Genomic DNA, 14,164 nt, shown 5'->3' on the forward strand with positions numbered 1-14,164 from the left:
GGGTACTCATGAAAAAGGGTAAACGATATGTACTTGTTCTAGTTGCATTGTTTGCATTGAGTTCAATTATTTTAACAGGGTGTAAAGCAGTCTCATTAACACCGCCAACATTCGGTGGCACGCACACTACCAAGAAATCAAAGGACAAGCTGAAGGTTGGGGTATCACTCTCAACATTGAGTAACCCGTTCTTCATTTCTGTTCGTAACGGGATTAATGGTGTTGCCAAACAAAATGGCACTAAAACTGAAGTGTTTGATGCACAAAATGATAGTTCTAAACAATCCAGCGACATTGAAGATCTGATTCAGAAGAAGGTTGATGTTATCATCATTAACCCTGTTGACTCAGATGCCATTGTTCCTGCTGTTAAGGATGCAAACAACGCTGGTATTCCGGTTATCGCCTGTGATCGTGGGTCTAACGGTGGGAAATTACTGACGACGGTTGCTTCTGATAACGTTAAAGCCGGTAAGATGGCTGCTCAGTACATGATGAGCAAAGTGCCAAAGGGCGGTCAGGTTGCTGAACTTGAAGGAACGCCTGGTGCGGATGCTGCCATTCAACGTGGTAAAGGATTCAATACCGCTGCCAAGAATAATCTGAAGATTGTGACGAAGCAAAGTGCAGATTTTGACCGTGCTAAAGGACTTTCCGTTATGGAAAATATTTTGCAGGCTCACTCATCTATCCAAGGTGTGTTTGCTCAAAATGATGAAATGGCACTCGGGGCTGTTAAAGCCATTAACAATCCTGATTTAGTCGTTGTTTCCATTGACGGTGAACCTCAAGGATTAACCGCGGTTAAGCAAGGCAAGATTTCTGGTATTATTGCCCAGTCACCAGAAGTCGAAGGACAGTTGGCCATCAAGGCTGCCTATGCACACTATCAAGGCAAGTCAGTACCTAAGCACACAACGTCACCAATTCACTTGGTTACGAAAGAAAATGTGTCTAAGTATAAATAGTCAGATGAATAACATTAAGGGGTAGATGATGTAATTCATTTCAACGGCATCGGTGATTTGTTTCTTAAAATCATCGATGCTATTTTTTTGCGTTAGGTTCATAGCAACTAGTGATGCGGTGATGTGGGATCTGGTGTCAATTTGACAAACTAAAAAGGCCTTGGCAGAAAGCCCAAGAACCTTTGCGAAGAGATAAATCACATAAAACATAACGGAGTATGGCTGGTATTAAACTGTTATAGCGTTTTTATCGTTGTTTGTTGCTTCAGTGTAAGCATGCATATAAGCTTCGGCATTTGCAGTAACAGCGTCATAGTCGTCATTTTTTGCTGGGCCAACAAGGCCTCCACCCGCCCCAACAACAACAGCCCCCGCTTTAATCCAATCCTTCAAATTATCAGTGTTAACACCTCCAGAAGGCATTACATTAAGATACGGAAACGGTCCTTTGAATTCGGAAATTGCCATTGGTGTGGCTAATGCACCAGGAAATAGTTTGACAACCTCTGATCCATACTGCAAGGCTGTTTGCGCTTCGGTTGGTGTGAATATGCCTGGCACGTACGGAATTTGATATAGGTTGCACATTTTTGCTACGTCAGTATCAAATGTTGGACTGACTATAAACTGAGCGCCTGCTATAATAGCGAGCCGAGCCGAGGTTGCATCAAGCACTGTTCCAGCACCAATAAGAGCATCGACACCATGCTTTTCAACTAGTTTACCGATTACTGTATCTGCATGAGGGACAGTGTAAGTTAGTTCTATTCCTCGAACACCACCGGCAATGACTGCGTCTGCAATTTTAACTGCTTTTTCTGCGGTTTCAGCGCGAACGACCGAAACAACACCTACCTCTGTCAGTTTCTTTAGTAGTTTTTCACGCTTCATATTTTTTCTCCCACTTGTCTATTATTCTTTTCATAGAATCTCTTTAATTCATTTCTCGTCGGATACCCATCGTTATCTCCACGCGATTCCACTGCTAATGCACCTATTGCACATGCTCGTTTCACAGCCTCTTTAATTTCTTTGCCCTCTAATAGCGCTGAAATGATGCCCACTGCAAAGCCATCACCTGCACCAACTGTATCAATAACACTGTTTACGTGAAATCCGGCAACGGTGTATGCAGGTCTGTTTCTTTCTTTGACGAATGCTCCATCAGGACCAAGTTTAACAACGACCGTTTGCGTAATTGAACTCTGATTTAGGTAAAAATTAGCGATGTCCACTGGGTCGTCTGATCCCATTAGTATTTGTCCTTCATGGATGCCTGGCATAACAACTGTTCCATGTTTTGCTAATTCATTAGTCGTAGCTATCATAGTGTTCTCTGATTGCCACAGGGAAGGGCGAAGATTGGGATCGAACGTTATGACACAGTTCTCATTTTCGACTTTAGCGATTAATTCCTTAGTTGCGGCTAATGATTGCGGTGATAGAGCTGCAAATATGCCACTGATATGTGTGATTCTGGTATCAGTTAAATCAACATGTGCTAAGTTCTCTTTGTCATAGTTGGCGGCGGCTGAATTTTTTCTGAAATAGTATGTTTCTGGGTCGCCATGGCTAACGCGCTGTTTTAAGTAGAATCCAGTCCATAGTTTAGAATTTATTTTAATGTGTGTTGTGTCAATTCCTGATAAACGAATGGCATCAAGGATGTATTGACCAAAAGGGTCATTGCCAATTGCCGAAACAAAACTGGTGGAGTGTCCTAAACGTCGAACACCGGTGGCAACATTTAATTCGGCTCCGGCCAAAAAGCGATTGAAATGACTAACGTCCGCTAGCTCTTGATTGATATCCTGGGATGCTAAAACGACCATTGGCTCTCCAATTGTAAGAAATTCACTCATTATCAAATCACTCCAGCAAAAGATTGAAATATTTATTTCTAACGAACTAAGTAACCACCATCTACTGGAATTACTGCACCATTGATGTAATTTGCAGCGTCACTGGAAAGATAAACGGCAATCCCCATTAATTCGAAAGGTTCGCCCCAATGACCAGCGGCAATACGACCAAGAATCTCTGCGTTACGTTTTTCATCGGCACGAATGGGTGCATTTGCAGTCTTAATATACCCAGGGGCAATTGCATTAACTTGAACATTATAAGCGGCCATTTCGCTGGCAAAAGCCTTAGTTAGTCCGGCAACACCATGTTTAGCTGCAGTGTACGAAGGAATAAACTTTCCTCCTTGGAAGGATAGCATGGAGCCAATGTTAATAATTTTTCCTGATTTCTGTTTAGCAAAAACCTTCGAAGCGGCTAAAGATAAGTGGTAAACGGCAGAAAGATTGATTGAAATGACCTTGTCCCAGTCCTTGTCCTTGGATTCTAAAATAGGATTTCGCTTAATCATGCCAGCGTTATTGATTAAGATATCTAAATGGCCAAATGTGTTGATGACTTTTTCAACAACTTTGTCGGCAATGCCAGGCTGTGTAAGATCTGTATCTAAAAATTCAACCTTATGACCGCGTTTTTCAATAAGGTCACGAGTTGCATCCCATCCATCTGTGCCGTGGGTGGCAATAAAAATGTCTGCTCCAGCCTCTGCCAATGCAACTGCGTAACCCTGTCCCAAGCCGGTATTTCCGCCTGTGATGAGTGCTACTTTTCCGCTTAAGCTAAACCAATCCATTTTAAATTTATTGAGTGCTGCCGTGATCTCGTCAATTTCATTTTGTGATTGTGTCATGTTTAAAATCCTCCATTTTAATATTTCCTTATAAGAAATAGTGTTTTCTATTTAGAAATCCCACAATCACAATAATGCGATTTTGAAAATATTGCAATAGTTATTTTTAACAAACCGTATTTTTTCACGTTTTACAGCATTTTTAAAGTCAGCATAATGTTACAAATATAGTTCGAGCCAAGTGGGAAATCACTGATAGAATTGCGTAAATCGCCGTATACTCGCGCTTTTAAGATGCATATAAGGTGTGCAAATTAGTCAATTCTCTATTTTAAAAGTAGACGGGAAATCTACTATACACTGTTGCGAGGCATAGTAGATTGGCTGCTTAGACAGCAAGTCAAGTAATCAACGAAATAGTGCTTATAATTTTTGAAAAGGCTTGCAAAAGGAACGTGTGACCTTCTATACTATGATTGTAATTTCGTTTTAAGAACTAGCATTTCTTTATAAGAAATCCCAAAATTTCGCACTTTTATTAAAGAAACGAAAGGACTTAATTACAATGCAAGTTATTAATTACATCATGTCCCTTGGGGCTAGTGTTATGATGCCAATCATATTTCTTATTTTTGGGTTGCTACTCGGAATGGGCCTTGGAAAGTCACTCAAGGCCGGACTATCTGTTGGTGTTGGGTTTGTTGGCTTAAACGTGATTACGCAATTATTGGCGACTAATCTTGGGCCCGCTGTTAATCAGATGGTCAAGTTATATCATCTACATTTACACACGTTGGATATTGGATGGCCAGCGGCTTCTGCAGTAGCATTTGGTACAAAAGTTGGTGCCATTATCATTCCGTTGGGACTGGGCATCAACGTGTTAATGTTGCTGACTAAGACTACCAAGACACTTAATATCGATCTTTGGAACTATTGGCACTTTGCATTTATTGGATCGATTGTGTCCATTGCAACAAAGAGTTTCTGGTGGGGAATTTTTGCTGCTATCTTCGTATTTATTGTTACCTTGGTCGGGGCGGACCGATCTCAAAAAGCTGTTGAATCATTTTATGGTAAAGATCTTGAGGGTATCTCGATTCCACAAGCGTTTTGTGTTTCATTCATTCCATTTGCTATTGTGACGGATTGGATTGTAGAACATATTCCCGGATTGAATAAGGTTGATTTAGATGCCGACAAAATGAAAAAAAGGTTCGGTATCATGGGGGATCCTATTTTCCTGGGTGTAGTTATTGGCATTTTATTGGGGTTTCTAGCACGATATCCAGTTGCAAAAACTTTGCAGTTGGGAATTATCCTAAGTGCCGTTATGGTATTGATTCCGCGAATCACTTCATTGTTTATTGAAGGACTAAGTCCAATTTCAAAACGATCGCAGGAGCTTATTTCTAAACATTTCAAGGGTCGTTCATTTAACATCGGGATGACGCCTGCGTTAGTGATTGGACATCCAACAACTTTAGTGGTGTCATTACTCCTTGTACCAATGATCTTATTCTTGTCGATCATTATTCCTGGAAATGAATTTCTACCCCTGGCCAGTTTGTCTGGCTTGATTTACCTATTTCCACTTGTACTTCCTTACACTCATGGCAATGTGTTACGAACTTTTCTAACCGGTTTGATTTCATTAGTTGTAGGTGTTCTTTTGGCCACGAGTTTAGCAGCTATTTTTACTGCGGCTGTAAAACTAGTCCAAAAGAATTTGATTCCAGTAGGGACAACTTCAGTTGCAAGTATCGACTTTGCAGCAAGTCCCTTGGCATGGATTACTTATTTCTTCACGAATAATCTAGCCGGTATTGGTGCTGGTATCTTAGCTATCTGTGCTGTGTTATTGATGATTTATAACCGTCGCAAGATTGTCGATGAACAGGGCGTTTCTAGCAAAAAAGATAGTAAGATTACAAATTCGGAAAGTTCAACCAATTAATTGATTTTTGAATCTATACAAAAAAGACCAAATCGCCTTCAAAATAGAAGGAGGTCTGGTCTTTTTCATATTCGGTGCATTTTATATTTTATCTATTATTTCTTTTTGAGCTGCCTTAGCGAGTTGAACTATCTTTTTTCGCTTTTCAGAGCCCATGCGAAATTTTGGAGCCGTGATACTGAAGGCACCATAAATTTTTTGATATTTAGTAATAACAAAGCCGACGCAGAAGATATCAACTTCATTTTCTTCATCGTCAACAGAATAGCCACGTCCTTTAGTAGTCTGTAAATCGGCAATTAATGCATCAGAGGTTGTGATAGTGTTCGGTGTGACTTTTTTTAGATCGGTGTGATCAAGATAATCAGCCATTTCTGTATCTGAATAGGCTGACAAGATGGCTTTTCCCATCGAAGATGAATACATATTCATTCGACCACCAATTCTAGATTTTAAAAAGATGCTTTGTGGACTTTCAAATTTGTCTAGAAGCACAATCTCATTGTCATTGACGATACCTAAATTAATCGTTTCGCCTGTACTATCGCGAAGGCGAGATAACGTTGGCGTCACAATTGATCGAATATCGAATTCTTCAGATGCCTTTTCACCATAGGCAAGCAATGATACATCTAAAAAGTAGGCTTTAGTATTTTCATCTCGTGTCACAAATTTTAGTGCTTCCAGTGTAGTTAAAATCTTTAACGTTGTTGGTTTTGTCATGCCAATCCCATCGCTTATTTCCTTAAGCGTAGGAGCGGTTTCAGAGTTCAATAAGTAATCGAGAATTTCTTTGGCACGAATGAGTACAGTACCGTAGAGTTTATTAGTAGATTCAGACATTGAATTCAGCCTTTCCGTTTCTTATTTAGAAATGATAACTCTAGAATTGTAAGCCATTTTTATCGAGACGTCACGAGGTAAGTAGACTGAATCTTAAGTTTTTCTAATTGAATCTAAATTAACAAAAATACTATTTGTGGAAGTTTAACTAAAAAGGTTTCTAACTATTAAGCTTAATCAGCAAACTGCCAATATAAAGTTCCACAAGATCCTTAAAGTTCCGTGGATTCAATCCCGTTTCTTCATGAATCTTATTCAGCTGGTAGCTAAGCGTGTTGCGATGAATGTGTAGGTTAGTGGCGGCGTGTACTAAATTGCCGTTAGCATCGATAAATGCATCCAGTGTTTTGAACAGTTCGTCCTGATCACCATCAATGGTGGCATTGCGCAACCGTTCAAGAGTATCTGGGATAATCAGTTTACTGTTGGCGATTGCGCTGATAAACTGAACCTGTTCAAACGAAATTAGGCTCGGATCGGCTAGTTTTGTTTGAATATCAATGACTTGCAGCGCTTGATTGACCGTCGTTTTAATAAGGTTCGTTTTGGTGCCGATCCCAATGGCAATGTGGTTGTCCTTGGCAAAACTAGTTAACCGTTTAATCGTTGTGTCGTAGGCAGTTAAAACGAGGCTGGTGTTGTCACTCAACTGAAGCAGATAATCCGCAGTATCCATGGGGATTTGCGGCAGGTGTGTGGCGTGTAGGGCTAGGGCCACTCTTGGTTGTTCAACCTGGATGCCCAATTGTTCAGCTTCCAAGTACAGGGACGAACTTTTAGAAATGATGGTTTTTGTTTGAATCCACTGATGTAGGAAACGATTTAGACGGGAGGTGTGTTCCTGACGAATGGCGTCCGTTTGCGCTTGGGAAATCAACAGTTCCGTTGCAGTGCTCAATAAAGATGCCAATGGTGTAACTTTCTCTGGATCGCCGGTAATTCCGATGACGCCAATAATTTGGTGGTCAAACACAACGGGTGAATTGACGCCAGGTTGACCGTGTTCGCCATATGATTCGGCCATTGGCAAAGATTGGCCTGAGCTAATTGCTTCGACGGCGCCGCGATGGAGTGATCCAATCCGCTTTTTATCACCACTGGCAATAATGGTGCCGGTTTCGTCCATCATATTGATATTGTAAGGAATCTGTTTCATCATCTTATCTACGATTGACTGAGCAAGAGTTGGTTCAAGCTTCATTTAAATCACCCCGATTAACAGCGTTTGATTAGCGTTAGTTCCCTATAGTTATCTTAAGACATCTAAGTATTGTGAATGAATATGCAAAGTGACCAAATTCACACAACATTTTTGGCAGTTTGATACTATTTTATGTAACCGCTTTAACGTAAAGTATACCGTAAAGTTAGTAATCTATTTGGAGGGATGTACTGTGGTAAACGTAACGGTGAGTTGGATTGGTGCGCTGGTTGGGTTAGCTTTAGCCATTATTTTGATTTTACGTAAACTCAACCCAGTGTACTCGTTATTATTGGGGACGATTGTCGGTGCCATTATCGGGGGTGCCAACTTGGTCCAAACGGTGAATATTGTGGTCGCCGGAACCCAAAGTGTGATGGGGACGGTGGTGCGCGTGTTGGCTGCTGGCGTATTGGCTGGTGTCATGATGGAATCTGGCGCTGCTAACACGATTGCCAAGACGATTGTGAACAAACTTGGTGAGGGACTGGCGATATTCTCGCTCGCCTTATCAACGATGATTATCACAGCGGTCGGTGTCTTTATCCCGGTAGCTGTGTTGATTGTGGCGCCGATCGCCCTTGAAGTCGGTAGCCGCATGAAGATTTCCAAACTGGCGTTGCTGGTTGCTCTGTCTGGTGGTGGGAAGGCCGGCAATATCATTTCGCCAAATCCGAACACGATTGCGGCCGCGCGTGGCTTCCATTTGCAACTGAGTTCTGTGATGGTTGCAGACTTTGTGCCAGCTTTGTTTGGTCTTGCGATGGCTGTATTACTAGCAACAGTCTTGAAGAATCATGGTGACATTGCCAGCATGGCGGATGTCGAAGCAAATCAAGACACAGGTGCGATGCCTGATCCAGATAATTTGCCATCGTTTCGGTCTGCCATCGTTGCGCCACTTGTGGCCGTCATCTTGTTACTGATCAATCCAATCGGTAGCATTTTGCACATTGCTGTCTTGCAGAAGTTCCAGGTTGACGCGATGTACATTTTACCGTTGGCCGGGGTGCTGGGGATGTTTGCCATGCATCAAGGTCGGCAGATTCTCGCCTACACTAAGTCAGGCATGGATCGAATGACGGATGTTGTGCTTATCCTGATTGGTGCCGGAGCTATTGGTGGTTTGATTACCGCCTCGACTCTGCCAGCCGTGATTGTTCATTTGATCAAGATTTCTGGTATCTCTGGCACATTCTTGGCACCAATCGCCGGAATTCTGATGGCTGCCGCAACGGCTTCGACCTCAACCGGTGTCATTCTCGCGACTGGTTCGTTTGGCAAAGCCATTCTAGCCTTTGGGACCGCACCACTGGCAGCCGCTGTGATGGTTCATACTGGTGCGACGGTGATTGACCACCTGCCACAGGGGAACTACTTCCACGTCACCGCCAACGCGATGAATATGGATCTGAAAGCGCGGATGAAGTCCGTTCCGTATGAAACAGCCGTTGGTCTGACGATGACCATTGTCGGCACGATTATGTATGGGTTCTTACTCTAGGAGGACAACAAAATGAAATTTGTGATTGCACCAGACTCATTTAAAGGAAGCCTCACTGCCAAGGAAGCAGCAGATGCAATCGAGACCGGTATCAAACGGATTTTCCCAGATGCCGACTACGAAAACGTGCCCATGGCCGATGGCGGCGAGGGCACTGTCCAATCGCTGGTCGATGCAACGCATGGCACGTTCAGGACGATTGACGTTCTGAATCCACTGCAAGAGACCGTTCCTGCTGAGTATGGCATCTTGGGCGATGGCCAAACAGCTGTGATTGAAATGGCAGCCGCCAGCGGTATTCAGTTTGTTAACGACGAAACAAAGAACCCACTGATTACCACGACTTACGGCACCGGTCAGCTGATTGCGGACGCGCTGCAACGTGGCGCAACTGAAATTATCATCGGTATCGGCGGTAGTGCGACCACAGATGGTGGTGCGGGGATGGCAGAAGCGTTGGGCGCCAAGTTCTTGGATGCTTCTGGCTCGCCAGTTAAACGTGGTGGCGGTGGTTTAGCTGACTTGGCGACTATTGATGTCAGCGGCATGAATCCATTGCTTAAGAACGCGCACATTCGCATTGCTTCGGATGTTACGAATCCATTGGTTGGTGAAACTGGTTCCGCCGCTGTGTTTGGCCCTCAGAAGGGTGCTACACCTGAGATGGTTAAACAGTTGGATGCAAATTTGGCGCATTACGCTGATGTATTGAAGAGTGCACTTGGCGTCGACTTGGCTGACTATCCGGGCGCCGGAGCCGCTGGTGGATTGGGTGCCGGATTGTTGGCATTCACAAACGCCAAGATGGAAAAGGGCGTTGAGATTGTCGTTCAAATGACTAAGTTGAAAGAACGCGCCAAAGACGCTGATTTTGTCTTCACCGGCGAAGGTGGCATCGACTTCCAGACCCAATATGGCAAGACACCGATGGGAACGGCTCAAGCCGCTCATAGCGTGAGCGACCATGTGACGGTGATCGCTTTAGCTGGTAACGTGGGCAAGGGCATTGATCAGCTGTATGACCTCGGGATTGACGTTGTGATGGGGATTCTGCCTGGGGTTGAGGATTTGCCGACTGCGGTTGCACATGCGAAGGATAACTTGACTAGTACTGCGGAGAATGTGGCGCGGTTGATTAGGCGTGCACGTAAATAAGCGGAAAATAAGATATAATTCCTGTTAGATAAATCCATTCTTTGTGATTACGCGAGTACTTGAGATTTGAGTAATTTTTTATGGACGACAGGAGTTGATTCAAATGTTCCTTCAAAATCTAGCTATTTCAATTTTTTTAGTTTTTGGCGTGTTACTTATTATTGCTGGTTTTAAAATAAATTCGCATACTTTGACCGATTATGCTAGCGTCGCAGATAGCACTGATGCAGGCCCCTGGATTGCTTTTTTGAGTTTTCTGTTTAAAAAGGCTGGCTTCAAACGATACGGCAAGGCGGCGTTTGTGATGGTCGGAGGTCTCCTAACAGCTGTATGCATTGTACTGCTGATAGTTTTGAATTGATGACTAGAATTTCTATTTTGTTTGAAAAATCTCTCTATTTGGATGCATTTAATATAAGCACTTTTGATGAGTTAAGCTGTTACAGAAAAAAACGTCACGGTACGGTAGAATCTCAATTTTTTAAGATTCTACCGTACCGTGACGTTTTATTTGTATATTTATAGGTTGCTAAAGAACTGAATGATGATTAGCTTCATTTGTTCAATTAAATCTATTCCTGTGAAATAATAGTAAGCTTTCCAACCAATATAAAATACTACGACAAAGCCAATGACTGTTAGCAGTCGATCCCAGGTACGACTATATCTACTTCTTCGGTAAGCACGCTTTTGAAGTTTACACTGTTGCTCTTGCATCTTTTGTGACTGGATATGTTGTTGTTCCGCATTAACCTCACGCTGCGCAGCGAGTGCTTGACGTTGCCGAGAATCACTGATTATTTGAGCATTACGTCGCTGAACTTCTAAGTCGTGTTCCTGTTTAGCCTGTAGATAAGCTGTATGCCACTTAGGATCGTCCTTGCGTTTCTCATAAAAATCGAAGCTATGATATGCCATTGAAACCACACCGCCATTCGTTTTCCTGACTTAATTTTATCGACGATGGTTCAGTTATGCAACAAATAGATTAGAAGTGATATAAGAAGGTTATAGTTATATTTCAAAGTAAATAAATGTTTACTGAGGTTATTCGTCAAGAAAACCAAATTGATAAATGTAACCATTAATTATTTTTGCCAATTCATCGTAAGCGGTTTTAAAATTAGAGAGATATTGTGACTTCTTACCATTGGTCATTAAACGTCTAATTTGTTCCCAACCAGCATCCCAGTTCATGAAGCAAAATTCAGGATAATCATCGTTTAATTCTTGACGATATTTGAAGGTGTCCTCTACGATTTTTTCAGCGTAACTTAGAACCAATTTAGCCGCAGGAGAAATATCACCTTGGTGCTTTTCTAGCCATTTATAGACAAAACGCTCACAATCGTCTTCAATAGAAAAGCCCATGTCCGAAAAATGACTTTTGCTTGCTAACGCAGACATTGAATGTTTACTTAGCCAAAAGAACTCATTATTTATATTGTAAGATTTTTCTTTGTACTCAATGTTACTGAGAGATACTTGATAACTGTACTTATTAAATAATCCGAATATAACCATTTCTGTTAGCATCATGTTGTAGTTGGCATTATTCAGGAATAGCTCCGATGGAGAATGGTAATTATCTTTGTTATTAATCCAACTGTGAGATGTTGATTTCCGTATGGCGAAGTTAATCATAACTCTTTCAAAATTTTCAGGAACAATAGCGAAGCCATGACCGTCATGGTAGCAATCGCTGAAAAGTGCAGTTTCAGTTGCGGCTTTTTCAACGTTATTGGCTTTGTTCCATGCGTATCCCAAAGCATGAATAGGGTATTTTGGAGGAGTAATACTGCTGTTTGGTTTTACTTTAAAGGCACTGGAAAATGTAGGATAGGTACCTTTATCTTGATACTTCAGACTTTTTAATGACACGCCGCGTACCCACTCGGATAGAAAATCGGATTTAGGCAAGCTTTTTATTGTGTGTTTGCCTGATCTGGTTATTCCCTGTACGGTAGTGTCCTCCTTGATGGCAAGTGTATATTGATTTGGAATCCGATCCGTCGAACGTTCATGTATGCTGCGTAAAATTGTAAAACTAATACCCCAATTGGCCGCTGTATCTGAGAATTCTCCAGCATTTAATAAAAATCCACTTTTGAAGTCGAAATGCGTAAACAATGCTTCGTCGAATGCTTTAAAGTAAGATCCTCCAGTCATGTATTGTGAATTAGAAAAATATGCAATAACTAAATTCGATAACTTGAAGGCTTTTTTTAACAACAGTGCCCTATAGAAAAACTGACAGTAGAGGTTTTCAGATGCGTGGCCGATTTTATCATTTTTCATATATTCATGGACCACACTTTTGGTTGCTACGCCGGCCTTCTTGTGTTCACTGTCCATGCGAGCATCACCAGCGGTGGCATATGGTGGATTCATAAATAAAACTATTGGCTTATTGCTCAGTAGCGCATTGACAAGTTCTGGAGCCCGATCAAATAGTTTAGCTTTCTTAATGTTCTTTTTGCTTAAGGATATATCATCATTTAAAAAATCATACTGGAAGGCAATATTTTCACGATTGTACATACGTCCCATTGCCAGTTCATTGTCAAATAGCGTTGATGAAAATAAATGTTTGAATTTAAAGTCTCGAGTTAAGTTTTTCGATCCCGCTGCGGCATCCCAGACATAGTATTTTTCCCGCCAATCATGTCCGAGTTCGCTAGATATTTCTTTTACCGCTTCATTTACCCAGACAGTTGGAGTCCAGTACTCACCGCTGAAACGGCGATTGGTTTCTTCAAGAAGGATATCACCAACTTCGGTTATGTCTTTTACTTCATCAGCGGAATAATTAGTATCAAACCGACTAAAAAATGCATACCAATTTCTACCATTTACAGTGTATTTTATATAGGTACCATCATCGTTGAGCATTGTGACAGTATTGTTTTTTAAAATCACATTTTCATGATTGGTTAGAGCGTTAATGAACATACCTACTAATTCTTGATTTGTCTTAACCTTTGTTCTATTTTGAGTCACTAATCTAAGAAATTCATCATAAGCGCCGCGAATGTTAGCTTGATTCACTGGTATTTTACTTAATTGGGTTGCATTTTCAGTAGATGCTAAGTCTGAAACTAGGCCCATAATGTCATTTAGGTTAAAGTCTCTAGATCTTATGTCATAAACATACGGGTTTATATTGGCATCTATACGTAATTTATCGAAAACGACTTGTGGTATCTGTTCGTCGTAAGCCTTACGTGCATTCATCGACCAGTCAATATCTGGCATATCAAGGTATGGATAAAGGACACGTGCGTTAATGACAAAAATTTGATTCGCATCGGCCGCCAAAACAACATTTGGCAATTCGAGTCCCTTGTCGTTTCCGTTTTCGATGTGCATACTTATATGTTTCATGTAAAAGAGTACTTGAGCTAAGATACGTTCTTGATAATTTCTTTTTTCCAGCGCAACATCGTCCTTAAATTCTGTAATTAAAGATAGGGCGACTGTTATATCTCGGACAATCAAGAGACCATCTGTACCTAAGACCTTTGACATAGGTGTTGCATACCCTTTATTTACTGAATAGAAAGTATCGTTTAATAGGGAGAACCAAGATGCTTCTACTACTGCTTCTTGACCTTTTAAATTTTCACCGTGGTGTATGTCTCTTAAAAATGTTTCTTGACGTTTTTTTGATACGCGTTTCCACTGAACATTTCCAATTGATGAGTATTCATACTTAGCCAAACAAAACACCTTCTATCAGTGATTTGTTTGAGGAAAAAGAAAAGGACCCGTCAACAAAAATAGTTAGCGAGTTCTTAAAAAAGTTCTTGACAAAGAGACGTTGCCTTACATAATCAACGTGAGTGAGTGAGTGAGTGAGTGAGTGAGTGAGTGAGTGAGTGAG

General features: G+C 41.5%; 12 protein-coding genes. 5 read left to right on the forward strand and 7 right to left on the reverse strand.

Annotated elements, in window-relative coordinates:
* Positions 1 to 8 precede the first annotated feature (8 nt).
* Positions 9 to 968: a substrate-binding domain-containing protein gene (locus LDK34_RS02025; RefSeq protein WP_161003918.1), complete on the forward strand. Its 960-nt coding sequence runs from the start codon at positions 9 to 11 to the stop codon at positions 966 to 968.
* Positions 969 to 1,196: 228 nt separating this feature from the next.
* Here the strand turns inward: LDK34_RS02025 and LDK34_RS02030 are convergent, their stop codons facing one another.
* Genes LDK34_RS02030 through kduD form a run of 3 tightly spaced genes read right to left on the reverse strand, consistent with a single transcriptional unit; the run spans position 1,197 to position 3,681 of the window.
* Complete coding sequence (locus LDK34_RS02030) at positions 1,197 to 1,859, reverse strand: bifunctional 2-keto-4-hydroxyglutarate aldolase/2-keto-3-deoxy-6-phosphogluconate aldolase (protein ID WP_017260720.1); 663 nt, start codon at positions 1,857 to 1,859, stop codon at positions 1,197 to 1,199.
* Entirely contained in the window at positions 1,856 to 2,830 is a 975-nt protein-coding gene (locus LDK34_RS02035) for a sugar kinase (protein WP_236941376.1), read from the reverse strand. Before LDK34_RS02035 ends, LDK34_RS02030 begins: the two co-directional genes overlap by 4 nt.
* A 38-nt stretch (positions 2,831 to 2,868) precedes the next feature.
* A complete protein-coding gene (gene kduD, locus LDK34_RS02040; RefSeq protein ID WP_250161403.1) occupies positions 2,869 to 3,681 on the reverse strand; it encodes a 2-dehydro-3-deoxy-D-gluconate 5-dehydrogenase KduD in 813 nt (270 codons plus the stop codon).
* Between the two features lie 505 nt (positions 3,682 to 4,186).
* Here kduD and LDK34_RS02045 point away from each other — a divergent pair.
* Positions 4,187 to 5,578 (forward strand): PTS galactitol transporter subunit IIC, encoded by a 1,392-nt coding sequence (locus LDK34_RS02045; RefSeq protein ID WP_236941377.1) that lies wholly within the window; start codon positions 4,187 to 4,189, stop codon positions 5,576 to 5,578.
* 81 nt (positions 5,579 to 5,659) lie between these two features.
* Here LDK34_RS02045 and LDK34_RS02050 read toward each other — a convergent pair whose 3' ends face one another.
* Positions 5,660 to 6,421, reverse strand: a complete 762-nt coding sequence (locus LDK34_RS02050) for an IclR family transcriptional regulator (protein ID WP_161003922.1) — start codon at positions 6,419 to 6,421, stop codon at positions 5,660 to 5,662.
* Between the two features lie 160 nt (positions 6,422 to 6,581).
* The gene (locus LDK34_RS02055) at positions 6,582 to 7,622 is read right to left on the reverse strand and encodes a CdaR family transcriptional regulator (protein WP_236941378.1); all 1,041 of its coding nucleotides are present in this window, start codon (positions 7,620 to 7,622) and stop codon (positions 6,582 to 6,584) included.
* A 193-nt stretch (positions 7,623 to 7,815) separates the two neighbouring features.
* Here LDK34_RS02055 and LDK34_RS02060 point away from each other — a divergent pair, with 193 nt between their 5' ends.
* From LDK34_RS02060 to LDK34_RS02070, 3 genes are all read left to right on the forward strand, one after another.
* The gene (locus LDK34_RS02060) at positions 7,816 to 9,126 is read left to right on the forward strand and encodes a GntP family permease (protein WP_236941379.1); all 1,311 of its coding nucleotides are present in this window, start codon (positions 7,816 to 7,818) and stop codon (positions 9,124 to 9,126) included.
* 12 nt (positions 9,127 to 9,138) lie between these two features.
* Positions 9,139 to 10,281: a glycerate kinase family protein gene (locus LDK34_RS02065; protein ID WP_236941380.1), complete on the forward strand. Its 1,143-nt coding sequence runs from the start codon at positions 9,139 to 9,141 to the stop codon at positions 10,279 to 10,281.
* A gap of 103 nt (positions 10,282 to 10,384) precedes the next feature.
* Positions 10,385 to 10,642 (forward strand): hypothetical protein, encoded by a 258-nt coding sequence (locus LDK34_RS02070; RefSeq protein WP_236941381.1) that lies wholly within the window; start codon positions 10,385 to 10,387, stop codon positions 10,640 to 10,642.
* A 158-nt stretch (positions 10,643 to 10,800) separates the two neighbouring features.
* On the opposite strand, the gene LDK34_RS02075 is transcribed toward LDK34_RS02070, so the two are convergent.
* Together LDK34_RS02075 and LDK34_RS02080 are read right to left on the reverse strand one after the other, a co-directional pair.
* Positions 10,801 to 11,199 carry a hypothetical protein gene (locus LDK34_RS02075; protein ID WP_236941382.1) on the reverse strand — a complete coding sequence of 133 codons (399 nt, stop codon included), beginning with the start codon at positions 11,197 to 11,199 and terminating at the stop codon, positions 10,801 to 10,803.
* A gap of 129 nt (positions 11,200 to 11,328) precedes the next feature.
* On the reverse strand, positions 11,329 to 14,001 hold the full coding sequence (locus LDK34_RS02080; protein WP_236941383.1) for a hypothetical protein: 2,673 nt from the start codon (positions 13,999 to 14,001) through the stop codon (positions 11,329 to 11,331).
* Positions 14,002 to 14,164: the final 163 nt, after the last annotated feature.

The sequence above is a fragment of the Furfurilactobacillus milii genome (assembly GCF_021654115.1).
Lineage (GTDB): Bacteria > Bacillota > Bacilli > Lactobacillales > Lactobacillaceae > Furfurilactobacillus > Furfurilactobacillus milii.